This is a genomic window from Natrinema sp. CBA1119 (genome assembly GCF_002572525.1).
Classification (GTDB): Archaea; Halobacteriota; Halobacteria; order Halobacteriales; family Natrialbaceae; genus Natrinema.
In genome coordinates this window covers 1,377,781-1,403,900 of record NZ_PDBS01000001.1, presented here as the reverse complement: position 1 = coordinate 1,403,900, position 26,120 = coordinate 1,377,781, and the positions used below count along the sequence as shown (strand labels likewise).

At 65.6% G+C, this 26,120-nt stretch carries 27 protein-coding genes and 1 pseudogene; 17 read left to right on the top strand and 11 right to left on the bottom strand.

Annotated features, from left to right (window positions below):
• Positions 1 to 147: 147 nt before the first annotated feature.
• The gene (locus tag CP556_RS06890) at positions 148 to 513 is read right to left on the bottom strand and encodes a group I truncated hemoglobin (protein ID WP_098724936.1); all 366 of its coding nucleotides are present in this window, start codon (positions 511 to 513) and stop codon (positions 148 to 150) included.
• 219 nt (positions 514 to 732) lie between these two features.
• On the opposite strand from CP556_RS06890, the gene hemC reads away from it, so the two are divergent.
• Genes hemC through CP556_RS06875 form a run of 3 tightly spaced genes read left to right on the top strand, consistent with a single transcriptional unit; the run spans position 733 to position 3,447 of the window.
• Entirely contained in the window at positions 733 to 1,872 is a 1,140-nt protein-coding gene (gene hemC / locus CP556_RS06885; protein WP_098724935.1) for a hydroxymethylbilane synthase, read from the top strand.
• Between the two features lie 14 nt (positions 1,873 to 1,886).
• Positions 1,887 to 2,699 carry a uroporphyrinogen-III C-methyltransferase gene (gene cobA, locus CP556_RS06880; RefSeq protein WP_098724934.1) on the top strand — a complete coding sequence of 271 codons (813 nt, stop codon included), beginning with the start codon at positions 1,887 to 1,889 and terminating at the stop codon, positions 2,697 to 2,699.
• Positions 2,700 to 2,703: 4 nt separating this feature from the next.
• Positions 2,704 to 3,447: a uroporphyrinogen-III synthase gene (locus CP556_RS06875; protein ID WP_098727312.1), complete on the top strand. Its 744-nt coding sequence runs from the start codon at positions 2,704 to 2,706 to the stop codon at positions 3,445 to 3,447.
• Between the two features lie 34 nt (positions 3,448 to 3,481).
• Here CP556_RS06875 and CP556_RS06870 read toward each other — a convergent pair whose 3' ends face one another.
• The 3 genes from CP556_RS06870 to CP556_RS06860 form a co-directional block, all read right to left on the bottom strand.
• Entirely contained in the window at positions 3,482 to 4,507 is a 1,026-nt protein-coding gene (locus CP556_RS06870; RefSeq protein ID WP_098724933.1) for a YndJ family transporter, read from the bottom strand.
• Positions 4,504 to 5,181, bottom strand: a complete 678-nt coding sequence (locus CP556_RS06865) for a DUF4166 domain-containing protein (RefSeq protein WP_098724932.1) — start codon at positions 5,179 to 5,181, stop codon at positions 4,504 to 4,506. The genes CP556_RS06870 and CP556_RS06865 overlap by 4 nt, the downstream gene beginning before the upstream one ends.
• Before the next feature lie 85 nt (positions 5,182 to 5,266).
• Positions 5,267 to 6,139: a complex I NDUFA9 subunit family protein gene (locus CP556_RS06860; RefSeq protein WP_098724931.1), complete on the bottom strand. Its 873-nt coding sequence runs from the start codon at positions 6,137 to 6,139 to the stop codon at positions 5,267 to 5,269.
• A 202-nt stretch (positions 6,140 to 6,341) separates the two neighbouring features.
• Here CP556_RS06860 and CP556_RS06855 point away from each other — a divergent pair, with 202 nt between their 5' ends.
• Positions 6,342 to 7,430 (top strand): CapA family protein, encoded by a 1,089-nt coding sequence (locus tag CP556_RS06855; protein WP_098727311.1) that lies wholly within the window; start codon positions 6,342 to 6,344, stop codon positions 7,428 to 7,430.
• A gap of 72 nt (positions 7,431 to 7,502) precedes the next feature.
• Positions 7,503 to 9,185: a RecJ family nuclease gene (gene recJ, locus CP556_RS06850; protein WP_098724930.1), complete on the top strand. Its 1,683-nt coding sequence runs from the start codon at positions 7,503 to 7,505 to the stop codon at positions 9,183 to 9,185.
• A 127-nt stretch (positions 9,186 to 9,312) separates the two neighbouring features.
• Here recJ and CP556_RS06845 read toward each other — a convergent pair whose 3' ends face one another.
• The 6 genes from CP556_RS06845 to CP556_RS06820 form a co-directional block, all read right to left on the bottom strand.
• A complete protein-coding gene (locus CP556_RS06845) occupies positions 9,313 to 9,606 on the bottom strand; it encodes a DUF424 domain-containing protein (RefSeq protein WP_098724929.1) in 294 nt (97 codons plus the stop codon).
• Between the two features lie 4 nt (positions 9,607 to 9,610).
• Positions 9,611 to 10,549 (bottom strand): tetratricopeptide repeat protein, encoded by a 939-nt coding sequence (locus CP556_RS06840; RefSeq protein ID WP_098724928.1) that lies wholly within the window; start codon positions 10,547 to 10,549, stop codon positions 9,611 to 9,613.
• Positions 10,550 to 10,640: 91 nt separating this feature from the next.
• Positions 10,641 to 12,266, bottom strand: coding sequence for a hydroxysqualene dehydroxylase (locus CP556_RS06835; RefSeq protein ID WP_098724927.1), 1,626 nt, complete (start codon positions 12,264 to 12,266; stop codon positions 10,641 to 10,643).
• A gap of 107 nt (positions 12,267 to 12,373) precedes the next feature.
• Positions 12,374 to 13,015, bottom strand: a complete 642-nt coding sequence (locus CP556_RS06830) for an isochorismatase family protein (protein WP_098724926.1) — start codon at positions 13,013 to 13,015, stop codon at positions 12,374 to 12,376.
• Between the two features lie 102 nt (positions 13,016 to 13,117).
• A complete protein-coding gene (locus CP556_RS06825; protein ID WP_098724925.1) occupies positions 13,118 to 14,983 on the bottom strand; it encodes a hydantoinase B/oxoprolinase family protein in 1,866 nt (621 codons plus the stop codon).
• Positions 14,980 to 17,043 (bottom strand): hydantoinase/oxoprolinase family protein, encoded by a 2,064-nt coding sequence (locus CP556_RS06820; RefSeq protein ID WP_098724924.1) that lies wholly within the window; start codon positions 17,041 to 17,043, stop codon positions 14,980 to 14,982. The genes CP556_RS06825 and CP556_RS06820 overlap by 4 nt, the downstream gene beginning before the upstream one ends.
• Positions 17,044 to 17,339: 296 nt before the next feature.
• Here CP556_RS06820 and CP556_RS06815 point away from each other — a divergent pair, with 296 nt between their 5' ends.
• From CP556_RS06815 to CP556_RS06780, 8 genes and pseudogenes are all read left to right on the top strand, one after another.
• Entirely contained in the window at positions 17,340 to 18,557 is a 1,218-nt protein-coding gene (locus CP556_RS06815) for a CaiB/BaiF CoA transferase family protein (RefSeq protein WP_098724923.1), read from the top strand.
• Positions 18,558 to 19,649, top strand: a complete 1,092-nt coding sequence (locus CP556_RS06810; RefSeq protein ID WP_098724922.1) for a LeuA family protein — start codon at positions 18,558 to 18,560, stop codon at positions 19,647 to 19,649. It begins immediately after the preceding gene.
• Between the two features lie 153 nt (positions 19,650 to 19,802).
• Complete coding sequence (locus tag CP556_RS06805) at positions 19,803 to 20,396, top strand: helix-turn-helix domain-containing protein (protein ID WP_255291419.1); 594 nt, start codon at positions 19,803 to 19,805, stop codon at positions 20,394 to 20,396.
• Positions 20,397 to 20,545: 149 nt separating this feature from the next.
• Positions 20,546 to 21,103 (top strand): RNA 2',3'-cyclic phosphodiesterase, encoded by a 558-nt coding sequence (gene thpR, locus CP556_RS06800; protein ID WP_098724920.1) that lies wholly within the window; start codon positions 20,546 to 20,548, stop codon positions 21,101 to 21,103.
• Between the two features lie 8 nt (positions 21,104 to 21,111).
• Positions 21,112 to 21,360 (top strand): annotated as a pseudogene (locus CP556_RS26580) (hypothetical protein); the annotation flags it as partial.
• Between the two features lie 96 nt (positions 21,361 to 21,456).
• Entirely contained in the window at positions 21,457 to 21,609 is a 153-nt protein-coding gene (locus CP556_RS06790) for a 50S ribosomal protein L39e (RefSeq protein WP_006184874.1), read from the top strand.
• A 2-nt stretch (positions 21,610 to 21,611) separates the two neighbouring features.
• Positions 21,612 to 21,890 carry a 50S ribosomal protein L31e gene (locus tag CP556_RS06785; RefSeq protein WP_098724919.1) on the top strand — a complete coding sequence of 93 codons (279 nt, stop codon included), beginning with the start codon at positions 21,612 to 21,614 and terminating at the stop codon, positions 21,888 to 21,890.
• A 2-nt stretch (positions 21,891 to 21,892) separates the two neighbouring features.
• Positions 21,893 to 22,558, top strand: a complete 666-nt coding sequence (locus tag CP556_RS06780) for a translation initiation factor IF-6 (RefSeq protein WP_098724918.1) — start codon at positions 21,893 to 21,895, stop codon at positions 22,556 to 22,558.
• Positions 22,559 to 22,580: 22 nt separating this feature from the next.
• Here CP556_RS06780 and CP556_RS06775 read toward each other — a convergent pair whose 3' ends face one another.
• Positions 22,581 to 22,892, bottom strand: coding sequence for an ASCH domain-containing protein (locus CP556_RS06775; RefSeq protein WP_098724917.1), 312 nt, complete (start codon positions 22,890 to 22,892; stop codon positions 22,581 to 22,583).
• Between the two features lie 151 nt (positions 22,893 to 23,043).
• On the opposite strand from CP556_RS06775, the gene rpl18a reads away from it, so the two are divergent.
• From rpl18a to CP556_RS06755, 4 genes are all read left to right on the top strand, one after another.
• The gene (gene rpl18a / locus CP556_RS06770; RefSeq protein ID WP_098724916.1) at positions 23,044 to 23,220 is read left to right on the top strand and encodes a 50S ribosomal protein L18Ae; all 177 of its coding nucleotides are present in this window, start codon (positions 23,044 to 23,046) and stop codon (positions 23,218 to 23,220) included.
• The gene (gene pfdA, locus CP556_RS06765; RefSeq protein WP_098724915.1) at positions 23,217 to 23,669 is read left to right on the top strand and encodes a prefoldin subunit alpha; all 453 of its coding nucleotides are present in this window, start codon (positions 23,217 to 23,219) and stop codon (positions 23,667 to 23,669) included. The genes rpl18a and pfdA overlap by 4 nt, the downstream gene beginning before the upstream one ends.
• Positions 23,670 to 23,694: 25 nt before the next feature.
• A complete protein-coding gene (ftsY, locus tag CP556_RS06760; RefSeq protein ID WP_098724914.1) occupies positions 23,695 to 25,368 on the top strand; it encodes a signal recognition particle-docking protein FtsY in 1,674 nt (557 codons plus the stop codon).
• 79 nt (positions 25,369 to 25,447) lie between these two features.
• Positions 25,448 to 26,083, top strand: a complete 636-nt coding sequence (locus tag CP556_RS06755; RefSeq protein WP_098724913.1) for a hypothetical protein — start codon at positions 25,448 to 25,450, stop codon at positions 26,081 to 26,083.
• The last annotated feature ends 37 nt before the right edge of the window (positions 26,084 to 26,120 follow it).

Sequence of the window (26,120 nt, the reverse complement as noted above, 5' to 3'; positions counted from 1 at the left end):
CGAACGTGTTCGTGACAGCGATGAGGTGGTGAGAACTCGTAGCCGTCACACATCCGTTATCTCTCCCGTCACACACCCGTTATCTCTCCGTCGAGACAAACGAAGCGCGTCGCGTCTCGCCGTTACGGACCGATCCGACGGGCGGGCTCAGTCGGCGGCCGTGACGATCGCACCCTGGTAGCTCGCGATTTCCTCGAGGACCGCCTCACGGTCGACATCGCCGACATCGAACTCGGCGAGCGCGTCGTCGAGGTGGGTCGCGATCGCCTGAAAGTCCGATGGGGTGATGCCCATCTCCGCGTGGACGGCTTTCATCTCGCCGCCGGCGTACTCGACCGGGCCGCCGGTGACCGAACTGATGAACTGGGCCTGGTGAGCCCGCTGTTTCTGCATGTCGACGTCGTCGAAGTAGCCCGCGACCTGTTCGTCCGCCATGACGCGATCGTAGAATTCGTCGACGACCGCCGCGATCGCGTCTTCGCCACCGAGTCGCTCGTAGAGGGTCTTCGTCATTCGATCGGATCTATCCGCCCCTAATAGTATAAATAGCATGCCGAACGTGTGTCGCAAAAATATTGTGTGAGATCACCACACAATCGAGGTTCCACGCCGGATTCGGCCTGACTCGCCTCGAAACGCCGTTCGTGACAGCAGTCCTCAGTGTCGGCGGTCCACGCCACTCTCGCGTCGGACAAGCGTGCGCTTTTCAACTCGAGGCACCGACTGACTCCTATGAGAACGCACGGGACGCTGCGACTGGCGACGAGGGGGTCCGCACTCGCCCGGCGACAGGCCTCGCTGGTGAAAGAGGCCCTGGAAGACCACCGGTACGAGGTCGAACTCGTCACCGTAGAGACGACGGGCGACCAGATCAGAGACGAGTTGATCCACCGGCTCGGGAAGACCGGCGCGTTCGTCCGCGAACTCGACGAGCGCGTCCTCGAGGAGGATCTCGACGGCGCGATCCACTCGATGAAAGATATGCCGACCGAACAGCCCGAGGAACTCGTGACCGCCGCAGTTCCTGAGCGAGGGCGGCCGGGCGACGCGCTCGTCACGCCCGACGGAGCGACGCTCGAGGAACTGCCCGCGGGCGCGACCGTCGGCACCTCGAGTCTGCGCCGGCGCGCGCAACTGCTCTCGGAACGCGACGACCTCACGGTCGAGCCCCTGCGCGGGAACGTCGACACGCGTCTCGAGAAGCTGCTCGCACCCGCGCTGCAGGACGAACACCAGCAGCGGACGGAAGCGGACAAGGAGCGGAAGGGGAATACCGGGGACGAGGACTTCGAGGCCGAGTACGACCGCACCACCGACGAGTGGTTCGACGACCTCTCGGAACTCGAGAAGGGCGCGCTCGGTCGAGAGATCGAGACGTCGTACGACGCGATCGTCCTCGCGCAGGCGGGCCTCGAGCGCAGCGGGCTCGCCCACTACGTCGACTATCAGGAGCTACCGACGTCGACGTTCGTCCCGGCACCGGGACAGGGAGCGCTCGCGGTGACCGCTCGGGACGGCGAGACGGCACGCGATATCCAGACTGCGATCGACTACCCGCGGAGCCGCGTCGAGACGACCGTCGAGCGAACGATTCTGGCGGAGCTCGGCGGGGGCTGTATCGCGCCGATCGGCATCTACGCGCTCGTCCAGGGCGAGCACGTCCACGCGACCGTGAGCGTCTTCGACCGCGACGGCGAGGAATCGGTGGCCGGGAGCCGAGATCTGCCGGTCGAAACCCACGCGGAGGCCGCCCGCGAGTTCGCGCGGGATCTCGCGGACCGCGGCGCAGCCGAACTGATCGAGGGGGCCCGCGATGACGCCGAGAGCGACGACGGCGGTGTCTCCGAGGAAGATAAACCCGAGGGGAAGTAGGTAGCGAGTACCAAATGTCAAGACCCGATATCGAGGCCGACCCCGGTACCGTCTACCTCGTCGGCAGCGGCCCCGGCGATCCCGACCTCCTCACCGTCAAGGCGAACCGCCTGCTCGAGGCCGCGGACGTCGTCCTCCACGACAAGCTTCCCGGTCCCGAAATCATCGACACGCTCCCCGAGGAGCGCCGCGAAGACGTCGGAAAGCGGGCGGGCGGCGAACGCACGCCCCAGTCCGAGATCAACGAGCGGCTGGTCGAACTGGCTCGCGAGGGCAAGTCCATCGTCCGGCTGAAGGGCGGCGACTCCTTCGTCTTCGGCCGCGGCGGCGAGGAAGCGGAGTATCTCGCGGCCCACGAGGTGCCCTTCGAGGTCGTGCCCGCGGTCACCTCGGCGATCGCCGCGCCAGCGGTGGCCGGCATCCCGGTCACGCACCGCGATCACGCTTCCTCCGTCTCCTTCGTCACGGGCCACGAGGACCCGACCAAGGAGGAGTCGGCGGTCGACTGGAAGGCGTTAGCCGCGACCGGCGGCACCATCGTCGTCCTGATGGGGGTGGGCCGGCTTCCGGACTACACCGCGGCGCTGCTCGAGGCCGGGATGGCCCCCGAGACGCCGGTTGCGCTCGTCGAACGGGGCACCTGGCCCGGCCAGCGGGTCGCGACGGGCACCCTCGAGACGATCGTCGACGCCCGCGACGAGGCAGGTATCGAACCGCCCGCGGTGACGGTGATCGGTGACGTCGCGGGAACGCGCGAGTCGGTCGTCGACTTTCTGCAAAACGACTACGGCGCAGCCGCCGACGAGACGGCCGAGAGTGGGGACTGAGCCGATGAGCGACGCACCCACAGTGGCCGTTTTCCGGCCCGACGACGACCGCCTCGAGCGAGCCGTCGACCTGCTTTCGGAGCTCGGCGCGGAGCCGGTCGCGGATCCGATGCTGGCCGTCGAACCGACCGACGCGACGCCACGAACCGACGCCGAGTACGTGATTTTCACGAGCAAGACCGGAGCCGAACTCGTCTCCGAAGCGGGGTGGGAGCCGGACGGCGAGACCGTCTGTGCGATCGGCCCCGCGACGGCGGACGCGCTCCGAGAGGAAGGGTACGCGGTCGATATCGTTCCCGAGAAGTTCACCTCGAGCGGGCTGGTCGCCGCACTGGAACGCGAGATCGACGGCGCGCGCGTCGAAGTCGCCCGCAGCGATCACGGCAGCCCGGTGTTGCTCGAGGGGTTCGAGGACGCGGGCGCGTACGTCCACGAAACGGTTCTCTATCGGCTAGTTCGGCCCGGCGGTAGCGGCGAGTCGGCCGAGCTGGCCGCCGAGGTCGGGCTCGACGCCGTCTGTTTCACCTCGTCGCTGACCGTCGAACACTTCCTCGAGGCCGCCGCGGAGGCGGGCGTTCGGGAGGCGGCGCTCGAGGGACTCGCAGACGCCGTCGTCGGCGTCATCGGCGAACCGACGGCGGAAACGGCAGCCGAACGGGGGATCGACGTCGACGTGGTGCCCGACGAAGCGACGTTCGACGCGCTCGCCCGGGAGACCGTGGCGGCAACGTCGGCGCGCAAACCGTAACGATGCCTCGACGGCCTGCTCTTTTCGCTACGAATCAGCCCTCGAGCAGTCGGACGGCGAGCAGGGCCGGGAGCGCAAATCCGAAGGCATTGACGCTCCCATGCCAGCGGATCATCTCGGGGATCGTGATGAGCGACGGCGTTCCGGGAAGCGAGGCGGACGCGAAGGCGAGCGCCAGCGCCATCGTCCAGCAGATCGACAGCGCGGCGACGGCGAGCAACAGTCCCGGCAGTCGCGCCACGGCGGGAACGACGTCACGGAGGAGGCGGATCGCGAATCCCGCGACGGCGACCGTGAAGGCGACGACTGCGACGACCTCGACCAGCGGTGAGAACGTGATCCCGACCGCGATCAGGAGGATGCCGACGACGATGACGACCGTCGCCGCGGCCGTTGCCCGTCCCGTGATCGTCGCCGGGAACGTTCCGTCGTCTTCCGTCAGAATTCGACCCGTCAGGCCGACGACGAGTGGCAACGCGAATCCGGCGTAGTGGAAGTGGACGCCCGTCAGAAGGACGATAATCGGCGCGAACCGGAGACTGACACCGGCCGCGTGCATGCAGAGAAACGTGGCGGCGACCGGCACGTACAGCAGGCCGGCGTCGATCGCGAGTTCGGGAAGCGGACCGCCACCGCGGGCGGTGAGCCGCCCGAGTCCACAGAGCGCGATCGAACCGGTAACGCAGAGCCACGGGAGGGTGAGCGCCACTGCAACGAGCGACCCCTGCGGCGCGGCGAGGGCGGCAACGAGCGCCAGCGCGGCCGGGCCCTGCCCGACGACGGCAGCTCGATACGGAACCGTCACAGCAGTCCCGTCTCGAGGAATCTCGACTACACCGAAACCGAGCGGGACGAGGACGAGCGCGGCGAGCGCCACGTACAGCGCTACGGGAGCGATCGGAATCGTCCCATCGATCGTCCCGGCGACGAGTCCCAGCCAGATGACGCTACCCGCTACCGCGCTCAGGTCGGTAACGCGCCGACCGGCGAATCGAGGGCGAGGGCAGACACTCGTCGTCGGGACTGGCTCTCGAGCAGCGGCTGGCTCGCGATCACTCACGCGTTCTCACCCGGCAGAGCGACTCCGCCGAGGGCTGACGGAGACGGAGCGTCGTCCTCGAGCGGTCGAAACTCGGTCTCGAACGCGCCCTGATATTCGAAGACGGTTCCGACGACAGGATTGGTGATCGTGGCCGAAACGCGAAACCGGTTTTCGCCGTCGTCGTACCAGTCACGAAGGTGGCCGTCGGCCGAGAACGGAGGGGGAACCTCGAGGTACCGTCCGCCGACCCGAAGCCACTGCGTGCCGATCGAGAGCGCCAGCGCGCCGTCCTCGGCCGAGATGTGGAGATCGGCCGCGACGCGCCCATGCCGCCCGAAGAGGTCAGTGAGACAGCCTCGAGCAGGGTTCCATCGGAGCGTATCCACGAACGTCCGGGGCGGCGATGTCTCAAAGCGCCGGCGAAGGACGAGCGCTTCGGTGCCCTCGTCGTCGACGAACGGCTCCGTGACGATCGTGAACGGAACGTCGGCCCCCCGCTCTGGGAAGAGGAAGTCGTCGAGCGTTCCGAGCCAGAGGGCCGGCACTGCGAGGGGGCTCCGATCGAGTTCGTGCATTCGGCCGACGCCCACCGCCTCGCGGCCCGCGCCTGACTCGAGGCCGTACCGATCGCGGACGCGGGGATGGAGCGTCCGCCACGCGTCGCCGACCCCGCGCTCGAACAGCCCGGTCACGACTCTCCCCCGTTCCTCCGGTGAACGCTGTCAGTCGGTGGGTCTCAGTGCGTTTTGGAATCATATCTCGATCGATGTCGTAGCGCTATCGGTGCTCGTCGGCCAGGTACGCCGACAACGTTCGGAGCGATTTCGACGATACCCCGAATTCCGTGGCGTCGTTGTCCGCGGTCGTGTTGTCCAGCCCTAGCACGCGATACTGGTCGCGGCCGAACGGAACCCAGGGGATGGGGTCGACGAGGATCGCCGCGATCGCGGCCAACCCCATCGGGATCGACACAACGGCTCCCCCGCCACGAATCCGGCTGACCGTCTCGGCGAGCGTGAGCCGTTCGGGGCCGCCGATCTCGTAGCACTGGCCGACGTGGCGGTCGTCCTCGAGGCCGTCCGCGAGCATCGGCGCGAGGTCGTCGACCCAGATCGGCTGGAGCCACGTCCGTTCGCCCCCCGGCAGCAGCGTGACCAGCGGCGGAGATAGCCGTTCGACGAACGGGATGAACGCACAGCCGTCGCCGAAGACGACCGACGGACGGTAGATCACCCACTCGAGGTCGGCGTCGCGGACGACGCGTTCGGCCCGCCGCTTCGCTCGGAAGTAGGCCGTATCGACGCCCGACTCGACGCCCAGTCCGCTCAGTTGGACGAACCGCTCGACCCCGGTTCGTTCGGCGGCCGCCACGAGGTGACGGGTCCCCTCGAAATGAACGGCTTCGTGGCTCTGCCCTCGCGGCTGGACGTGCGACGGGAGCGCAACGAGGTTGACGACTGCGTCGTGACCGTCGACAACTTCCTCGAGATTCGAGTCAGTCACGTCGGCGACGGCCGTCTCGACGGCAGCCGGGAGACCGTCCGCATCGGGCGTCCGCGATGCTGCTGTAACCTCGTGGCCGCGATCGACCAAGACGCGACACAGCGCCTGACCGATGAATCCCGAACCGCCCGCGACCAGGACATCCATACCGGCTTTTTCTATCACGGGATTGTAACTGTACGGTTCGCCGAACAGAGACGGTGACCGGGACGACGGACCGAGGAACGGCGGCCCGGCGGGCTATTTGAACCTGGGATTCGAACGAGGGATCGATGTGCCGATCCGAACGGACTCGAGCGATCGCGAACCGAGCTACTCGCGGAGATACGCGGGGCGAGATACCGGACCGATGAACGGGAGCCGTCGGCGGTTTCTGGCAGCGACGGGAACGGCAGTGGCCGGTGGCTGCACCACACCCGAATCTGACCCGGTCTCGCCCACTGATCACGAACGCACCGAAACGACGATCGGGTTCGCCGGCGATACGATGCTCGGACGGGATCTCAACGGGCACTACGGGCGAGACGACGTCGATCCCGCGTCCGTCTGGGGCGACCTCCGGCCCCGGCTCGAGTCACTCGACGGCGTCTGCTGTAACCTCGAGTGCTGTCTGTCGAGGCGCGGCGAACCCGTTCCGAACCGAACGTACCACTTTCGGGGTGATCCCGGGTGGGCCGTGCCTGCACTCAGTGCTGCAAACGTCCGGTTTGCGTCGCTGGCGAACAATCACGCGATGGATTACGGAGCGGTGGCGCTGACCGACACGATCGATGCACTCGAGGCGGCGGGCATCGACGTCGCGGGCGCCGGTGAGTCACCGGCAGCGGCCCGCGAGCCGGCCACGTTTTCCGTCGGCGCCGTCGACGTCGCCGTCGTCTCATTTGCGGATCGTTACGTCGGCTACAGCGCGACCGACGACCGGCCCGGAATAGCCCATATCAAACCCGATCCGGCGGATCCCGACACCCAACGGGTCGTCGGAGGGGCGATCGAGCGCGCGCAAGCCGACGATCCGGATCTGCTCGTCGCGTCGGTCCACTGGGGGCCAAACTGGGTCGAACGTCCCGGCAAACTGCTCGTCGATTTCGGCCACTGGCTCGTCGATCGGGGCGTGGACCTCGTTCACGGCCATAGCGCCCACGTCGTTCAGGCGATCGAGCGCTACGGCGACGGAGTCGTCCTCCATGATACCGGCAACTTCGTCGACGATTTCGGGATCAAAGGCGACCTGGGCAACGACCGAAGCTACCTCTTCGAGGTCACGCTTGAGGGCGGGCGTCTCGAGGAGATACGACTCGTCCCCATCGCGATCGACGACGGCGTCTCTCGCGCCGGCGAGGACGAGGCGGCCTGGCTCCGGGAGACGATGCGCGCTCGGTCCGCTCCGTTCGAGACGACGTACGAACGGGACGGCGACGGTCTCGTCGTCTCGCTGTGACCCGTTTCGTTCCCGGACGGACGAGCGGGACGATCCGCGGGTTTATGGGCGAAGCCGCCCCACCATTCCTCGATGGCAGGGCCGGTTCCCGAACTCGAGGATCGTGCGGTAGCGTGCGCCGAACGGCTGTGCGAGGCAGATCGCGTGCTGCTCGCCTCGCATATCGACGCCGACGGACTCACCAGCGCGGCGATCGCCGCGAAAGCCCTCGAGCGGGCGAAAATTCCGTTCGAGACGGTCTTCGAAAAGCAACTCGACGAGGACGCGGTCGCCGATATCGCGGCGACCGACTACGACACCGTCCTCTTCACGGACTTCGGGAGCGGCCAACTCGAGATTATCGGTGACCACGAGGACGCCGGCGACTTCACCCCGGTGATCGCGGATCACCACCAGCCCGCCGACAGGGAGACCGAGTACCACCTCAATCCGCTGCTGTTCGGGATCAACGGGGCCTCCGAACTCTCGGGGGCCGGCGCGAGTTACGTCCTCGCACGTGCGCTCGCGGACGTTTCCGACGATAGCTCGGATCCGTCGGTTGCGGCCGACGGTGGTGAGCAAACCACGGGTTTGCGAACCACGTCAGAGCAACGCTCTGACGGCGGTGAACCGAGTCAAACGAGGCAAACCACGTCAGAGCAACGCTCTGACGGCGGTGAGAGGTCCAACGGACCGCGATCTACGTCGGAGCAGCGCTCCGACGGCGGCACCGTTACCGCGTCGGGAGCCGCAAACGCCCGCGCCGACAACTGCGATCTCGCCGCCCTCGCAGTCGTCGGCGCCGTGGGCGATATGCAGGCCGCTGGCGGCGAACTCCACGGCGCGAACGCTGCGATCGTCGAAGAGGGCGTCGACGCCGGCGTCCTCGAAACGGGCAAGGACCTCGCGCTCTACGGGAAACAGACCCGTCCGCTCCCCAAGCTGCTCGAGTACGCCACCGACGTTCACATCCCAGGCATCTCGAACGACTCGAACGGCGCGTTGCGGTTCCTCGACGGCCTCGACCTCGAGTTGAAACGCGACGGCGAGTGGCGGCGCTGGTCGGGGCTCACCAACGACGAAAAGCAGACAGTCGCCAGCGCGCTGGTCCGGCGGGCCGTCTCGAGCGGCGTCCCCGCGAAAAAGATCGACCAGCTCGTGAGTACGGCCTACGTCCTCAGCAACGAGCCCGTCGGTACCGAACTCCGGGATGCCAGTGAGTTCTCGACGCTGCTGAACGCGACCGCCCGCTACGAGCGGGCCGACGTGGGGCTCGGCGTCTGTCTCGGTGATCGGGACGGCGCGCTCGAGCGCGCCCGACAGCTCCTGCGCGAGCACCGCCGGAACCTCTCGAACGGTATCGATCTGGTCACTCGCGAGGGGGCGACCCAGGAGGAACACGTCCAGTGGTTCCACGCGAGCGACGAGATTCGCGAGACCATCGTCGGCATCGTCGCGGGAATGGCGATGGGCAACGCAGGGATCAGCCGCTCGAAGCCGATCATCGCCTTCGCAGAGAAGAGCGCGGAGCCGCCCTCCGCGAACCGGAGCGGCGAAGCCGCGGAGGGCGACGAAGCGGTCAAGGTCTCCTCGCGTGGCACCCACTCGCTCGTCCGGCAGGGACTGGACCTCTCGACCGTGATGGGGGAGGCTTCTCGAGCCGTCGGCGGCGACGGCGGCGGCCACGACGTCGCGGCGGGTGCGACGGTTCCGAAAGGAAACGAAGAGGCGTTTATCGAACGCGCCGACGAACTCGTCGGCGAGCAACTCTCCTAACGACTGTCTGGCGGGTCGCGGGTGCGCCGGAATTGACGGAGCGTAGTCCGTCGGAGGGCTGGACCGGGCGCTCTGTCGCGCCATCGTAGCGCTCGCAGAAAAGCCACCCCTCTCGTAGTTCGCTCGCCTATTGCATCTGCAGTAACTGCGCGTGCAGCGTCGTTCCAACCTCGAGGACGTTCGCTTCATCGACGAAGCCCTCCTCGACGGCGAGTTCGACGGCGCGGGTGCCGACGATGTTGGCGACGGCCGCCCGTGCGAGACTCTCGACGACCGCGTTCTCGTCGACCTCGTCGCCGCCGTAGAACTCCTCGGTAACGGTCAGGGAGAGCTCGCCCTCCTCGAACGTCTCGCCGAGGACCTCCTCGTCGCAGACGGCGACCAGCACCCCTTCCGTCGTCTCTCGCTCGTTGACGATCATTCGATTACTCGAGTTCCCACTCGCGCTCGTCCTCGTCGTCATCTTCGGTGCTGAGATCGGCGACGCCGAGATCGTCCAGACCGATGTCGCCCTGTCGCTGGGGCGGCGACTGGCCTCCCATCCCGCGACCGCCGGCTCCGCCACCACCGCGACCGGCTCCCGGACGGCCGCCCGCTCCGCCCTGCCCCTGTCCGAGCATCTCCTCGCGGTCGTCCATCATCTCCTGTTCGGCGTCTTCGCGCATCCGGTTTGCTTCTTCGGCGATCTCTTCGGCCTCGTCGAACTCGCCGAGCTCCTCGAGGATCTCGGCTTTCGTCTCGAGCACCTTGGCGTTGCGCAGGCCGAGTCGGATCGCGTTGTCGACGCAGTTGAGCGCCTCCTCGGAGAGCCCGCGCTCCGAGAGGAAAAAGGCGCGGTTGAACCAGCCCGCGGCGAAGCGCTCGTCGATCTCGATAGCGCGTTCGGCGTGCTCTAACGCCTCGCTCGTCTGGCCAAACTCCCAGAGCGCGTAGGCGAGGTTCGTCTCGGCGGTCGCGGCGTGCTCGCTCTCCTCGTCGATCCGAAGGGCCTCGCGGTGGGCCCCGATTGCCTCGTCCCACTCCTCGAGTTCGCCGTGGGCGACGCCCTTGTTTACCCACGCCTCCTGTGCGATCCCGTCGTCCTCGGCGAAGTGAGCGGTCCGATCGAAGGCCTCGGTGGCCTGCTCGTAGCGATTGATCTGCATGTAGTTCAGGCCGACGTCGAGCAGTTCGCTCGCGTCGACGTCGTCCTGATCGATGTTGTGTTGGTCTAACGTGTCGGTGACGACGCGGGAGTCGACGGGGTCGACCTTCGACGGGTCGACGCCGAGCTCCGGCGGGTCCAGGTCGAACTCCTCGTAGGGATCGCCGAACCCCTCTCCCTCGGAGAAGCGATGGTCGCGATCGTCGTCTCGGTCAGTCATTGCTGCAAATTGGCGACGACGACTGTTAAGGGCTGCGACCCGGGTATCGACGGCGTTCCGAGAGCGCCGAACGCCCCTCAGAATGTGGCTCTCAGACTCGTTTGCCGAGGCGTCTCGTGACTCCTCGAAGGGACTGCGTTACTTCCGCCGGATGCGGCAGTCCGAGCTGGTACCGGACCCGATCCTGTCGCTTGAGCGGGTCGAAGACCGCGGGCTCTCTGAGCTCCCAGACCTGCGCACGACCCCGTCCGCCGTGTCGATCGAGGACGGCGTTCGCCGCGCGGCGGCCGGCCTCGTTGGCCGACTCCATCGACGCCAGATCCGAATTCGTTCGCACGTAGTCGCTCGCCAGCGTCAGGTTTCTGATGGCGACGTCGGCCGGCGGTCGATTCCGGAGCGACCCGACGGTGTTGATCAACAGCGGCGAGCGGTTTTCGACCCCAGTATCCGTTTCGACGATCGAGGGATCGAGGAACCAGTCGACCAGCATGTCGTCCCGCAGCCGCCGGTCGGGTCCGTTCAGGTGGGTCTTTAGCTGCGCCCAGATCTCCTCGGCGATCTCCTCGCGCGTGCATTCCCTGGCCGGTTTTTCGTGGTCGATTCCCGGCGTGTCCCAGTCGGAGGCAATCACCGAGAGAACGCCCTCGACCGCGTCGGGGCCGCGACTCTCGAGGTCGTACGCCGTCCAGAATTGGCGCTGTGAAATCGAGGTTAGCGCCCACGGTGCATCGGCGTAGACCTGGTGGCCGCGGCTCAGTTCGACGTTCTCGGTGAGGTAGAACTGGATCCCGTTCATCCAGGCCGTCTCGAGCCACCCGATCCGTCCCAGTTCCGGTGCCGCTCGGCGCAGCTCCGGCGTGAGAACTCGGGGGGCGACTTCGACCGGGACGGCCAGCACGAACTCGTCGGCCGTGACTCTCGTCCCGCCAGCCAGCTCGGCGCCGGTAACGCGTCGCCCATCGAACGCGAGGCCCTGCACGGGGGTGTTCGGCCGGAACTCGACGCCCAGCGTCTCGAGGTGGCGAACCCACGGATCGATCCAGGCCTCGTTCGTCGGCGCGTTCAGCACGCGCTCGGTCGGCTCGGTCGGATCGAGCTGGCCGAACAACAACTGGAGGTAGATGGTGCCGACCGTCCGGGCGCTCCCGACCTGCGGCCGGAGCGCGACGAGCGCCTGCGTGGTGTACGCGACCCGGTCGCGAAACGCCTGCGAGCGGTTCTCCGCGTCGATGAACTCCCACCAGGAGATATCGTCGAGTTCGCCCTCGCGCCGGGACTCGCAGGCGGTCAACAGGTACAGCAACCGCTCGAGCAGAAAGCGAACGTCCTTGCGGGGTAGATCCTCCGCGAACGCTGGGCGAAGGGCCTCGAGCCAGCCGCGGATCGTGTCGGGGGTGCGCGTCTCGGCGATGCGACTCGGGCCCGTCGAATTCGCGATCAGCGTCGCTTCGGTCTCGACGAGGTTGTCCGCGACGGTGCCGTCGCCGTCGGGGATCCGTTCCATGGTCTCGACGACGTGCCGGTAGAACGCCGGAAAGAATCGGAAGCCGTGTTCGCCCTGGAGCGCGTCCGGATCGTCTCCGATCGGCATCGAGCGTGCTTTGCCACCGAAGCGGTCGTTGGCCTCGAAGACGGTCACGTCGAACCCACGCTCGGCGAGTTCGTGGGCCGCGGTGAGGCCGCCGATCCCGCCGCCGAGGACGGCTACGTCGGTCATTGGAGTGTTCTGGTCGCCGATGTATATAACGAGCGTCCCTCCCTACGAACCGGTCGGCGGCCCGGCTCCCTGCGAACGAGGCGGTCGAGACGAAAGCGGCGCGGCCATCAGTCGTCGACGGGAGCCTCGAGTTCTTCGAGGACGGCATCGGTCGTCACGACGTCGCCGTACTTGGCGTCGATGTCGAAGAGGTTCGCACGGTGTGGTCCCTCGGCTCTGTCGCCGACGGCATCGGCGGGGACGATCGTTCGATAGCCGTGCTGGAGGCTGTCGACTGCAGTCGCGCGAACGCAGCCGCTGGTGGTCACACCGGCGATGACGAGGGTATCGACGCGGTTGGTGGTCAGTTCCGATTGCAAGTCGGTGCCGAAGAAGGCGCTGGCGTACTTCTTGAGGATGACGCGCTCGTCGTCGAGCGGTGCGATTCGGTCGTCGACCTCGACGCGTTCGGTGCCGAGTCGGAGTTCCCTGAGCGCGGGTACTTTCTCGATGAACACTCCCGCATCACCGTAGGACTCCTCGAACGCGACGGTGGTGAAGTACCGCGGGAGATCGAACGCTCGGAACGCCTCGAGGAGGCGTTCGGTTTGCTCGAGGACGTCTTCGACGTCCGACCCGAGATTCGAGTCCGGATCGGTGAAGGCGTTGATGAGGTCGATGACGACCAGTGCCGGTCGCTCTCCCATACCGACGGTCTCGCCGAATTCTCGTTCGTCGTAGCGGTCTTCGGTGGCTTCGATCCAGTCCATAAATTGTGTCTGTCAGTGCGTTCTGAGTCTGTCGGATGCGTTCCGGGTCTGTCAGGTGGTTCCCCGGCTGTCTGATGGGTCCGAGAGCAGTCGTTGGCCAGTTCAGTTGTGACGGTCGTCGAACTCGCGGCGTTCGGCGGCGATCCGATCGGCGAGTTCGCCCTCCTCGGGCAGAGGGCCGTAGTCGAACTCTTCGAGGTCGTCTCGTTCGTCGCGCCCGGTTTCGCGCGCCTCCTCGGTCGCGGCCCGATCCACGGTTCCGTCGTCGCCGACGATGACGCCGTACTCCTCGCGTGCGGCCTCGGTGGAGACGAGTCCCTGCCGGATCTCCTCGGCGACCAGTTCGGGATCCCGCTCGAACGGATCGCCCAGTCCGCCGCCGCCGGCGGTCCGGAAGATCAGTTTGTCGCCGGCCGAAACGGCGACGTTTTCGACTTTGGAGGGGAGTTCCTCCTCGGTCCCGTCGGTCCGGACGAGTCGTTTTTCGCTGGTCTGTGCGTGTTTCCCGCCGTCGACCCCCCACGGATAGGTGTGTGCGCGATCGTCCTGGAACGTAATCGCGCCGTCCTCTTCGAAGGTATAGACTTTCGTGATGCCGTGTCCACCGCGGAACTCTCCCGCACCGCCGGTATCGGCGCGCGTGCTGTACTCGTTGATGGTGAGCGGGTAGTAGGCCTCTTGAAACTCGGCGGGAACGGTTCGGAACAGCGGCCACCAGGAGTGGCCGTCGAGGCCGTCGCCGCCCGGCCGAGCGGGGATGCCGCCGTAGAGGATCTCGAGCATCTGGAAGTCGTTCCCCTCGGAGTCCGTCCCGGCGTACACTAGGTTCGGCGAGGTGCCGTAGCTGCCGGCGACGCTGAAGTCGTCGATGAGCTTCGAGAAGGTCGCCTGCAGGACGTCGAACTGGCGGGCCATCAGCGGCAGCCGGTTGCCCAGTGCGGCCGGGAACTCCGGCTGGACGACGGTCCCCTCGGGCAGGTTGACCTCGAAGAGATCGTAGTAGCCGTCGTTGAACGTCAGTAGCGGGTCGAAGGCCATGATGAGGAAGACGCCGGTGAACATCTTGAACATCTTCTCGTTCAGCAGGAAGTTCACCGTGCCGGGGACCTGCGCGTCGGTCCCCTCCCAGTCGAGGTGGACCGTATCGCCCTCGCGGTAGATCTCGAGGTGGAGCTTGATCGGGCCGTTGCCCATGCCGTCGTCGTCGACGTAATCCTCGAAGGTGTAGCGTTCGCCCTCGGGCACGAACTCCCGGATGAGGTCGATCATTCCGTCGCGGGTACGGTCGAGGATGGCGTCGCACCCCTCCAGGTAGGTCTCCTTTCCGAAGCGGTCACAGAGTTCCTGCACGCGAGCTTCGGCGGCGGCCGTCCCGGCCGCGAGCGCTTTGATGTCCGCCTCCGCGTGCTCGGGAAGACGCGTATTGTGCGCGAACGTCTCGAGGAGTTCGCTGTCGAACTCGCCTTCCTTGTAGAGTTTGACCGGTGGGAGACGCATACCCTCCTCGAAGATGGTGGTGGCCTGGACGGGCATGCTGCCGGGCGTCTTCCCGCCGACGTCCATCAGGTTCCCCCACTGGCTGCCGAAGCCGACGAGATCGTCCTCGTAGAAGATCGGTCGGAGTAACAGCATGTCCGGCGTGTGCGAGACCGCACCGGCGCACATGTAGGGATCGTTGGTGGCGATGACGTCGCCGTCGTTCAGCTCGTCCCAGCCGAACGGCGCGTTCTCGATGATCGTGTCGATCGCGCTGCCGAACTGCCCCATCACCATCCGGCCGTTCCGGTCGGCGATGAGGGGAAACTGATCCGACTGTTCCCGAATGACCGGGCTGATGGCCGTCGTCTCGAGGACGCGATCCATCTCGTAGCGCGTGTTCGAGAGCGTGTTCTCGATAATATCGAGGGTCGTCGTGTCGATATCGTGGTCCCCCACGAAGTCGGGCGTGGCGTTTGCGTGCTGGCTCATTTGGAATCACTCCGCGTTATCTCGAGGTTTGCGTACCGATCGACCGTCGCGGCGTGATCGGGCTGGACGACGACGGTCGAGTCGTCGTCGGTGACGATCGCCGGCCCGTCGATCACGTTCCCGGGTCGCATCAGTTCGCGGTCGTAGATCGGCGTGTCGTGGGAGGCATCGTCGAAGAAGACGTCCTGTGTCCCAACTCGTGCGTCGCTGGCGTCCTCGTCGCCGAGCTCGCTCGCTTCGAGCGTCACTCCCTGCATGGTCCCCTTGCCGATGACGCGGAGGTTCGCGATCTCGAGTGGCGCGTCCAATGAGAAGCCAAAGCGTTGCTCGTGGCGCGCCTCGAAGTCGTCTTTGATCGCCGCGATGCCGTCCTCCGTCCGGAGGGTCGACACGTCGATCGGGATGGACATCTGCACGTCCTGCCGGTAGTACCGGCAGTCGGCGTAGTACTCGAAGGCGTGGTTCTTCTCGGCGACGCCCTCGGATGCGAGCCAGTCGGCCGCCTCGTCGTTTAGCTCCTGGTACGCGTCGTACACTGCCTCCCCCTCGACGTCCCGATCCGTCTTCAGGTAGGTTTCGGAGAACTCGTTTTGGACGTCGCTCGTCAGGAAGCCGAAGGCGCTCATGACGCCCGGCCCCGGCGGGACGATCAGCGGGTAGGCGTCCATCACGTCCGCCAGCGCGTTGGCGTGCATCGGGCCGGCACCACCGAAGGCGACGAGACCGAAGTCGCGCGGGTCGTAGCCGCGCTCGACGGAGACGACGCGGAGCGCGCTGTACATGTTCTCGTTGACGATGTCGAGGATCGCCTGGGCGGCTTCCTCCACGGTACTGCCGCGTTCGTCAGCGACCGTCTGGATCGCGTTACGGGCCGCATCGCGGTCGAGGTCCATTCGACCGCCGAGCTGGACGTTCGAGGGAATGCGACCGAGAACGACGTTCGCGTCGGTCACGGTGGGCTCGTCGCCCCCCTGACCGTAACAGGCCGGCCCCGGATCGGCCCCGGCGCTCTCGGGGCCGACCTGGAGCGAACCGGACAGCTGAACGCGAGCGATGGAACCGCCGCCCGCACCGACCGTGTTCACGTCCACGGCTCGGGATTTGAACTCTCTGTAGCCGACTTTCGTCTGGCGAGTCGTCCCCGGTTTGCCGTCCTCAACCAGCGAGACGTCCGTCGAGGTGCCGCCCATGTCCAGCGTGAGTACGTCGGGAACCCCCTTCTTCTCAGCGATGGTCGCTGCACCGACGACGCCGCCCGACGGCCCCGACAGGGCGAGCTCGACCGGCCGGTGTTTCGCGGCGCCGGAACTCATCAGCCCTCCGTCGGAGCGGACGACGTTCATCTTCGCCGTCGAGCCGGCGTCCTCGAGCGAGGCGTCGAGCTCGTCGAGATAGTCGATGACCTGCGGTCGCGCGTAGTCGTTGATGACCGTCGTCAGCGTCCGTTCGTACTCGCCGTACTCCGGGACGATCTCCGCGGAGATCGAGACCGGAAGCTCCGGACACTCGTCCCGAATGACGTCCCGAACCTGCCGTTCGTGCGTCGGGTTCAGGTACGAGTTCAGGAGGGCGACGGTAAGCGACTCGACTCCCGAATCGGCGAGTTCTCGAACGGCGGCTCGTACCTCGTCCTCGTCGATCGGCTCCTGTTCGTTCCCCTCAGGTGAGTCGATTCGCCCGCCGACGCTCCGCGTGTCGACGAGATCGGCCAGCGGAGCCGGTTTCTCCATGTCCATCCATCCGTAGAGCGGTCCCGGCGTCCACGCTCGAGCCAGGTGGAGGATGTCCTCGTGCCCCTCACTGGTGATCAGACCGACTCGCGAGCCGGTCTCCTCGAGCAGCATGTTCGTTACGACGGTCGTGCCGTGGAACAACAGGTTCAGATCGCTGACGGTCGTGCCGGCTTTGTCGACGGCTTCCCCGATTCCGTTGATCACGCCCTCCGACGGGTTCGACGGCGTGGATAGCACCTTGTCGATCGTGAGTTCGTGGGTGTCCTCGTCGAAGACGATGACGTCAGTGAACGTCCCACCCACGTCCACTCCTAAATTGTGTGGCATTTGTTATCGTACGTGTATCAAAACCACAGCACCTCGAGTAAACGTTCTCCCGACCAGTGTTGGCTGTTTATATATGTGTGTTCTCGCTTCTCGAGCGAGACCGCGACGAGAACCGGTACGCTCTCGACTGACGTTCTTGCCGAGGATAGTGTGCAACTCGTCTCGAAGCGGTGACTTCCGTGTTTCCTGGTTCTGGTTTTCCGACGCATCCCGCCCCGACTGGTCCGGCAGGGTATATAAATAGCCAACACTGGGTGGACCAACTGTCTTTGGTCGACGCGATGTAGCACACCGAAATGACAGCACGAGAACGAACGGGTCCGCTCGATGGGCTCCGCGTCATCGACATGTCCGGGATGATAAGCGGCGCGTTCGCGACGACAATGATGGGCGATTTCGGCGCGGACGTCGTGATGATCGAACATCCCCAGACCGGTGATCCGATCCGCGAGTGGCCCCAGAAGACCGAGAGCGGGGAATCGCTCGCCTGGAAATCGCTGGGTCGAAACAAGCGGTGTATCACGCTCGATCTCGGTTCTGAACGCGGTCGCGAGATCGCTCTCGTCCTGATCGAAGACGCCGACGTCGTCTTCGAGAACTTCCGTCCGGGGACGATGGAGCGGTGGGGACTCGGCCCCGACGACGTTCACGACGTCAACGAGGAGGCGATCATGGTTCGGCTCTCCGGCTACGGACAAACGGGCCCGAAGTCCCAGAAACCGGGGTTCGGGACGATCGCGGAGGGTATCTCCGGCTGGGCGCACGCGAACGGCTTCCCCGACCGCGAACCGCTATTGCCCCCGATCAGTCTCGCGGATCTGACGGCCGCGCAGTTCGCCCTGCAGGCGACCATGATGGCGATCTTCGAGCGCGACATCGGCCGCGGCGGAAGCGGCGAGGGACAGGTCATCGACGTGTCGCTGACGGAGCCCCTCTGGCGGCTGTTCTTCGGCGAGGTCGAGGCCTACGACCGGATGGAACACGTCCGCGAACGGACCGGCAACCAGCACCCGAGCACGGCCCCGCGGAACATCTACGAGACCGCCGACGGGCACATCACCATGTCCGCTTCGAACCAGAAGATTTTCGAGCGCGTCGCCGAGGCCATCGACAAGCCCGAACTCGTCGACGATCCGCGATTCGAAGACAACTCGGCCCGCGTCGAGAACAACGAACCGCTCAACGCGGCGATCGAATCGTGGACGAAACAGCGCACGACCGCCGAGGCGACCGAGGCGCTCGAGGCCCACGACGCCATCGTCGGTCCCGTTTACGACATGGCGGATATCTTCGCGGACGAGCAGTTCCAGGCCCGCGATAGCTTCGTCGAGGTCGAGGATCCGGACGTCGGATCGATCAAGACGTTCGCCCCCGTCCCGAAGTTCTCCAGGACGCCGGGCGAAGTGGAGTTCCTCGGCCCGCAACACGGTGAGCACAACGAGGACGTTTACCGGGGCGAACTCGGGATGACGGCCGAGGAGTACACGGAACTGAAAGCGGAGGGAATCATCTAGATGCAACTGAACGACGTGACGCTCCGGGAAGGCGACCAGATGCCCGGACGGGAGTACACCGCCGAGCAAAAGATCGAGTGCGTCCGCGCGCTCGCCGACCTCGGCGTTCCGTTCGTTCAACCGGCGTTTCCAGCGACGGGCGAGAAGGACAGGTCCGTCGTCGCGGAACTCAGTGGCACGACCGACGCGGAGATCATCGCGCTGGCGCGGGCGCTCGAGCGCGACATCGACGCGGCGGTCGACGCCGGTGCCGACGTCGTCGAAACGTTCGTCTCGGTTTCGGACAGACACCTCGAGCACCTCCTCGGGATGTCCCGGGAGGAGATGCTGGCGATGCTGGCCGAGGCGGTCGACTATATCTCCGATCGCGGCGTCACACCGCACGTCACGCTCGCGGACGCCTTCCGAACGGATCACGAAGCGCTGATCGAGGTCTTCGAAACGATCCCGAACGTCCCGTTCGTCACGCTCGCAGACTCCGTCGGCGCACGGACGCCCGCGACCGTCTCGTCGACCCTCGATCGGCTCTCGGACGACGTCGACTTCTCGCGCGTCGGCGTCCACTTCCACGACGATATGGGCTGTGGCACGGCGAACGTCCTGACGGCGTACCACGCCGGCGTCCAAAAGGCCGACGTGAGCGTCGCGTCGCTGGGCGAACGGGCGGGGAACAGTTCGCTCGAGGAAGTGGTCGTCGCCTGTGCCGTCGATCTCGGCGACAACCTCGGCATCGAGACAGACGAACTCGTTCCGGTCTGTCGGACCGTCCTCGAGACGCTCGGGGAGGAGTACGGCGACCGAAAGGCGATCCTCGGCGAGGCGATCTCGGAACACGAGTCGGGGATCCACACCGCCGCGATGCTCAGCGATCCCGCCACGCTCGAACCGTTCGATCCCGCTGCTTTCGGCGGTGAGCGCCGACTCGTGTTCGGCAAGGCAACGGGGGACGATGGCGCGCGCAAACTCCTCGAACGCGCGGGTGTCGAGACCGACGACGAGACGCTTTCGTCGTTCAAATCGACGTTGGCCGAGCGCGGCCCGTTCGATCTGGACGAGGCGCTGACCCTCGCGACGCGGGAGTTCGGGGACTGAGAGACGATCGGTCCGCCGCTCGAGCCGTTACTCGACCCTCCACTGGTCGGGCGTTTTTAGGCAAGGGTTATGTCATGCGGACTGGTACCATACAGATACCGACCGGTACCGATGTTTCAAGCCGAAATACACCTCCAACAGGAGAAAGCGTGCGTGCTCAACGACTTCGCGGAGTACTTCGACACGTCGTTCGACGTCGACATCGAGGAGCTCCACGACCATCTCGTGACGTTTACGATTCGGATGGAAGAGCCCCGCGACGAGTACGTCGAGTTCTTCACGGACTCCGAGCAGGTCGAGCACGTCGAGCAACTCGACGAAGCGAACTACCTGATCACGAAGACGTCGTGCGGTGCGTACTCCGCCATCGACCGTAACCACGGCGTCCTCCGACGACAGAGTCGCGTTCTCACGAACCGCCGCGTCTACACGGTCCTGTTCTTCCGCCGGGAGGACCTGCGGGCCATGATCGACGATTTCAGCCGGATCGGCACCGTCACGCTGGGCAAGCTTACGGAGTTCAACAAGTCGAAATCGATGCTCACTGACCGGCAACTGGAGGTCGTCACGTGTGCCCTCGAGGAGGGATACTTCGAGTGGCCGCGGCGGATCAGCAGCGAGGAGCTTGCCGACGAACTGGATATCAGCCGGACGACGGCGCTCGAACACCTCCGCAAGGCGCAGTCGAAGCTCCTCACCAGCGCCATCGAGGAGAACAACCACCTGCCCGACCGCGCTGAACCGTAGGGTCCGATACCGGTCGGTCGACGGAGAGACGCTCCAATCGGTTCGTTTCACACACCGAACGTGAACGTACCACTCCGGCACCGACCGCGTTCCACTCCATCGTCGACCGAAGCCACACGTTCAATATTCGCTCTCTCGAAGCCCTGCATATGCGACTGTTCGTCAGCGTCGACCTGCCCGACGACCTCGCCGAACCGGTCGCCGACCTGCAAGCCGAGTTCACCGAGGCCAGCGGACTCAAATTCACGGACCCCGAGCAGGCCCACATCACGATGAAGTTTCTCGGCGATGTTGAGGAGGGTCGGTTACCCGCCCTCGAGCGAGAGATCTCCGCCGCAGTCGCGGACGCCGATATCGGCCCCTTCACCGTCCGCTACGGCGGACTGGGGGTCTTCCCGAGCCTCGAGTACATCAGCGTCGTCTGGCTCGGCGTCAAGGAGGGCGGCGACGAACTCACTCGACTCCACGAAGCCATCGAACACCGGACGACTGCGATGGGATTCGACGCCGAGGATCACGACTTCACGCCCCACGTCACGCTCGCGCGGATGGAACACGCCGGCGGCAAGGAACTGGTACAGGACCTCGTCCGGGAGCGCGATCCGACCATCGGCGAGACTCGAGTCGACGAGATTCGACTGACCGAGAGCACTCTCACGGACGGGGGCCCGGTCTACTCGACGGTCGAATCGTTCCCCCTCGAGTGACGCCGGTCCCGATCGAGACCGCCTACGCCGGTCCGGACCGGATCGGCGGCGGCACCCGCTTCCACGGCACCGGCTGCTGAAACCGGGGGCGGTTCTCTCGCCACGACGGCAACGCCGGTATCGAAAACTGGACCGACACGACCGAACGTAGCGTGACGATGTGCGAGGGCGTAACGCGCGTTCTCGAGCGGCGGCTCGATACCTCCCACACCTCTCGTTGCGGGTTCGTCGCGGCGGGTTCGGTTGCGATCGGATAGCGATTCGCGGTGATCGATCGTCTCGCGAGTAGCTGTCCGCGGTATCCCTGCAAGATGGACAAGATTTTAAGCCACCGCGGGCTACGTCCGGCTACTATGGGTAAGAAATCGAAGGGCAAGAAGAAGCGACTTGCCAAACTCGAGAACCAGAACAGCCGCGTGCCGGCCTGGGTTATGATGAAGACGGACATGGACGTCCAGCGCAACCCGAAGCGACGCAACTGGCGGCGTAACGACACCGACGAATAACGATGAGTGCAACTGATTTCGAGGAACGCGTCGTCACCGTTCCGCTGCGCGACGTCAAGAAGGGAGCCAACCACGAGGCCGCCGACTACGCGATGCGACTCATCCGCGAACACCTCGCGAAACACTTTGCGGTCGACGAGGACGCCATCCGACTGGATCCCTCGATCAACGAGACGATCTGGTCGAACGGTCGCTCCAACCCGCCGCGAAAGCTGCGCGTCCGCGCAGCCCGCTTCGACGAAGAGGGTGACGCCGTCGTCGAAGCCGAGGTCGCCGACTAAACTTGCAACGCCTCGCCTTCGCCGGGTCGGCGTACGTCGGTGTCTTCGCCCGTGCGACCGACTCGTGCGTGCTCGTTCGCCCGGACGTCGATGACGACGTCGTCGCCGACCTGACCGACGAACTCGAGGTGCCCGCCGTCCGGACGACTGTCGGCGGTTCCTCCACGGTCGGTGCGTTAGCAACCGGTAACGAAAACGGTCTCCTCGTCAGTTCGCGTGTCCTCGAGTACGAACGCGAGACGCTCGAGGAGGAGCTCGACCTCCCCGTCGCGGAGCTACCGGGCAGTATCAACGCCGCCGGCAACGTCGTCCTCGCGAACGACTCCGGGGCCTACGTCCATCCGGACCTGCCCCGCGAGGCGGTTCAAATCGTCACAGACACCCTCGAGGTGCCCGTCGAACGCGGCGATCTCGCGGGCGTTCGCACCGTCGGCACGGCCGCGGTGGCGAACAACACCGGCGTGCTCTGTCACCCGAAGGCGACCGACGAAGAACTCGACACGCTCGAGGATGCCTTAGACGTCCGCGCCGACGTCGGGACGATCAACTACGGTGCGCCGCTGGTCGGCTCCGGTCTGATCGCCAACGATGCCGGCTACGTCATCGGCGAGGACACGACCGGTCCCGAACTGGGCCGGATCGAAGACGCGCTGGGCTATCTCGACTGACGGTCTCGCTTTCCTTCCGTTTTCACCGTCGTTCAAACCGGTGTAACACGACCTCGCTGTCGTCGTCCCACTCGAAGTTCTCGTGGGCGCGCTCGAGCAGGCGTTCGTACGCCTCGAGGTCTTCCATTCCTTCTGCCTGGGCGTCTTCGTCGGTCAGATCGCCAAGCGTGCGTTCGCGGACCGCAATCACGTCGAAGGTCGTTCCGTCGATCGTGAACGTGTCCCCCTCCTCGGCGTACTGGTGACCGCGGTGGATCTGAGTGACCGCGCCCTCGAGGGCCTGACGCTGCATTCGATCGCTGGGTAACAGGTCGCCGGGATTGCGTTCGCTCATACACTCCGATTGGAGTCCGCTCGATAAAACCGTTAACCCGTCACTCGTCGGCCAAACAGCGGCTGCGCCCCGTCTCTCGCCACGTTCTGCTGGGTTCGGCGGTCCGGACTGGAAGGGAAGATTCTTCCGACTCCCTGCCGGATGGTGATGTATGAGTCAATTTACGGTCAGTGGTCGGTTCAAGAGCCGCGACGGCTTCGCGGAGTTCGAGACGACCATCGACGCCCAGAACGAGAACGTCGCCCGCGAACACACCCTCTCCCAGTTCGGGAGTCAACACGGCCTCAAGCGGAGCGAAATCAAACTCGACGAGGTGTCCGAACAATGAGTCAGCAGCAACTCCAGCAGCTGTCTCAGGAGCTTCAGGAGATCGACGAACAGATCGAGGGCCTGCAGGCGAACATCGAGGCCGTCCAGCAGGAGAAGACCGAGGTCGACGAGGCTATCGAAGCTATCGAGACGCTCGAGACCGACTCGACCGTACAGATGCCCCTCGGGGGCGGCGCGTATCTTCGAACGACGATCGAGAACATCGACGAAGTGATCGTCGAACTCGGTGCCGACTACGCCGCGGAGTTCGAGGAGGACGACGCCGTCGACGCCCTCGATAACAAGAAAGACCACCTCGACGACCAGATCGAGGAGCTCAACGAGCAACTCGCCGAACTCGAGACCGAGAGCGAGGAACTCGAGCAGCAGGCCCAGCAGCTCCAGCAGCAGGCGATGCAACAGCAGATGCAGGGGATGGGTCAGGGTCAGGGCCAGCCCGACGAGTAACGCGCCGTAGGGACTTTCATTACCCATGTTCGATAACCTGAAGGACAAGCTCGGGAGCTTCCGCGAAGACGCCGAAGAAGCCGCCGAGGAGAACGTCGAGGCGGTCGACGACGACGAACTCGAGGAAGGCGAGGAACTCGCGGCCGTCGGCCCGGACGCGGAAGCGGCGGCCTCGACGGACGCGGAAGCCACCGATACTACTCCCGAACCGACGGACGTCGAGACGTCTGAGCCGGCAGCCACGGCGACAGCTGACGTGGAGCCGGAACCGGACGCAGGATCGGAGCCGGACTCGACGACCGAATCCGCCACTGCTGACGCGGCCGAGTCCGCGGGACAGGAGCCGGCGACCGAACCCGAACCCGATTTCCTCGAGTCCGACGAGTCCGATTCGGTCGCGGACGAGGCGGTTCCCGATGGGGAGCCGGCCGAGACGGTGACTTCCGACGAGGAATCAGCCGTCGACGAGGACGAAGAAGTCGACGGGAACAAGGAGGAAGACGCTAACGGGGACGGAGACGCCGACGAGGACGGCGGACGGACCGGTCTCGGTGCCAGAGCGAGATCCCTCTTTACGGGGTCGTCTGACGACGCCGAACCGGAAGCGGACGAGGCGACCCCCGAGGCGGCGCAGGCCGCTGGGGCGACGCCGGACGAGGAGCCGACCGAGCCGGCCATCGAGGCGGACTCGGTCGACGGGGCGGCCGGTGACGAGAGATCGGTCGCTGACGAGGAAGCGGTCGTCGAGGAGGACGAACCGGTCGTCGACAACGAGACTGAGGACGCCGAAACCGACGACGGCGGCAACTCGACTGGATTCGGCACGAAGGCCAAGTCCCTCGTCAAGGGGAAGTTCGTCATCGAGGAAGAGGACCTCGAGGGCCCGCTCTACGAACTCGAGATGGCGCTGCTCTCGAGCGACGTCGAGATGGGCGTCGCCGAGGAGATCCTCGACAACATCCGCGACGAACTAGTCGGCGAGACCCGGACCTTCACGACCTCGACGGGCGCAGTCGTCGAGGAGGCGCTGCACAATGCGATCTACGACGTGATCAGCGTCGGCCAGTTCGACTTCGACGAGCGGATCGCCGCTGCGGACAAGCCGGTCACCATCATCTTCACCGGCGTCAATGGCGTCGGAAAGACGACCTCGATCGCCAAGCTGAGCCGCTACTTCGAGGAACGCGGCTACTCGTCAGTGATGGCGAACGGCGACACCTATCGTGCGGGAGCGAACGAGCAGATTCAGGAACACGCCGACGCCCTGGGCACGAAGTGCATTAGCCACGAACAGGGCGGCGATCCCGCCGCAGTGTTGTACGACGCCGTCGAGTACGCCGAGGCTAACGACGTCGATATCGTGCTGGGCGACACTGCGGGCCGACTCCACACCGACGAGGGCCTGATGGATCAGCTCGAGAAGATCGGTCGCGTCGTCGATCCCGATATGACGCTGTTCGTCGACGAGGCCGTCGCCGGGCAGGACGCGGTTAACCGGGCCCGTGAGTTCAACGACGCGGCAGAAATCGACGGCGCGATTCTGACGAAAGCCGATGCCGACTCCAACGGCGGCGCGGCCATTTCGGTCGCGCACGTCACCGGGAAGCCGATCCTGTTCCTCGGTGTCGGACAGGGGTACGACGATTTGGAACGGTTCGATCCCGACGAGATGATCGACCGGCTGCTGGCCGACGAATAGGCTGCTGGCCTGCGATCATCGACTTCTCAGTTTGGTACTATTTCAGAAGACACTTATTGACCGTCTGAGATCTTTGCGTATGAACCGCCCTCGGTCTCGACGTGCGCTCCTCGCGTCGGTTGTGACCACGGCGGCGGTCGCGACGGGCGGTTTCGAGCACGTATCGAACGCCACAAACAGACCGCCGCTCGAGTCGGGAACCGTCCCCGCCGACTGGTACGACTGTCAGTCAGTAACGCGTCCCGAGCCGGACACGCCGACGGATGACGGCGCGCTCACGCCTCGCCCGTACCCGTCACTTCCGTGGGGGAGCGTGTCCGAGGAGGCGAGCGATTCGTCGGACCGATCGCCGCCGTTGCTGGTGGACAGCGCGGCCGAGTACGTGACCGAGTTCGAGCGAGCGTACCGACGGAACGCGTTTATCGCCCAGTTCGGAAACATGACACGGACGTTCGATCTTCGCCGCAGTGCCCATCGAACGGCTGCGATCGGATCGTCCACGAACGCGGACGCGGTCATGGTGGCGCTTCGCTATGACCTGACCCTGGGAACCCAACTGTCGGCCGCCGATCCGCGCGACGAGTGGGATATCCGTGTTACGTACTACATTGACCAGAACATCGTTCTTCGGGCGCGATACGACGGGGTCGCCGAAAATCTGTCACTCGAGCCCGACCCGCGACGGCAGGGAGGACTCGTGGCCTGTTTGAATTAAGCGGATGGGATATCTCGTCGGTGAGTGATCGAATCGG

Coding starts and splice junctions, on each gene's coding strand:
- CP556_RS06890 (WP_098724936.1), bottom strand. CDS start 513: ATGACGAAGACCCTCTACGAGCGACTCGGTGGCGAAGACGCGATCGCG.
- hemC (WP_098724935.1), top strand. CDS start 733: ATGAGAACGCACGGGACGCTGCGACTGGCGACGAGGGGGTCCGCACTC.
- cobA (WP_098724934.1), top strand. CDS start 1,887: ATGTCAAGACCCGATATCGAGGCCGACCCCGGTACCGTCTACCTCGTC.
- CP556_RS06875 (WP_098727312.1), top strand. CDS start 2,704: ATGAGCGACGCACCCACAGTGGCCGTTTTCCGGCCCGACGACGACCGC.
- CP556_RS06860 (WP_098724931.1), bottom strand. CDS start 6,139: ATGGATGTCCTGGTCGCGGGCGGTTCGGGATTCATCGGTCAGGCGCTG.
- CP556_RS06855 (WP_098727311.1), top strand. CDS start 6,342: ATGAACGGGAGCCGTCGGCGGTTTCTGGCAGCGACGGGAACGGCAGTG.
- recJ (WP_098724930.1), top strand. CDS start 7,503: ATGGCAGGGCCGGTTCCCGAACTCGAGGATCGTGCGGTAGCGTGCGCC.
- CP556_RS06845 (WP_098724929.1), bottom strand. CDS start 9,606: ATGATCGTCAACGAGCGAGAGACGACGGAAGGGGTGCTGGTCGCCGTC.
- CP556_RS06840 (WP_098724928.1), bottom strand. CDS start 10,549: ATGACTGACCGAGACGACGATCGCGACCATCGCTTCTCCGAGGGAGAG.
- CP556_RS06835 (WP_098724927.1), bottom strand. CDS start 12,266: ATGACCGACGTAGCCGTCCTCGGCGGCGGGATCGGCGGCCTCACCGCG.
- CP556_RS06830 (WP_098724926.1), bottom strand. CDS start 13,015: ATGGACTGGATCGAAGCCACCGAAGACCGCTACGACGAACGAGAATTC.
- CP556_RS06825 (WP_098724925.1), bottom strand. CDS start 14,983: ATGAGCCAGCACGCAAACGCCACGCCCGACTTCGTGGGGGACCACGAT.
- CP556_RS06820 (WP_098724924.1), bottom strand. CDS start 17,043: ATGCCACACAATTTAGGAGTGGACGTGGGTGGGACGTTCACTGACGTC.
- CP556_RS06815 (WP_098724923.1), top strand. CDS start 17,340: ATGACAGCACGAGAACGAACGGGTCCGCTCGATGGGCTCCGCGTCATC.
- CP556_RS06810 (WP_098724922.1), top strand. CDS start 18,558: ATGCAACTGAACGACGTGACGCTCCGGGAAGGCGACCAGATGCCCGGA.
- thpR (WP_098724920.1), top strand. CDS start 20,546: ATGCGACTGTTCGTCAGCGTCGACCTGCCCGACGACCTCGCCGAACCG.
- CP556_RS06790 (WP_006184874.1), top strand. CDS start 21,457: ATGGGTAAGAAATCGAAGGGCAAGAAGAAGCGACTTGCCAAACTCGAG.
- CP556_RS06785 (WP_098724919.1), top strand. CDS start 21,612: ATGAGTGCAACTGATTTCGAGGAACGCGTCGTCACCGTTCCGCTGCGC.
- CP556_RS06775 (WP_098724917.1), bottom strand. CDS start 22,892: ATGAGCGAACGCAATCCCGGCGACCTGTTACCCAGCGATCGAATGCAG.
- rpl18a (WP_098724916.1), top strand. CDS start 23,044: ATGAGTCAATTTACGGTCAGTGGTCGGTTCAAGAGCCGCGACGGCTTC.
- pfdA (WP_098724915.1), top strand. CDS start 23,217: ATGAGTCAGCAGCAACTCCAGCAGCTGTCTCAGGAGCTTCAGGAGATC.
- ftsY (WP_098724914.1), top strand. CDS start 23,695: ATGTTCGATAACCTGAAGGACAAGCTCGGGAGCTTCCGCGAAGACGCC.
- CP556_RS06755 (WP_098724913.1), top strand. CDS start 25,448: ATGAACCGCCCTCGGTCTCGACGTGCGCTCCTCGCGTCGGTTGTGACC.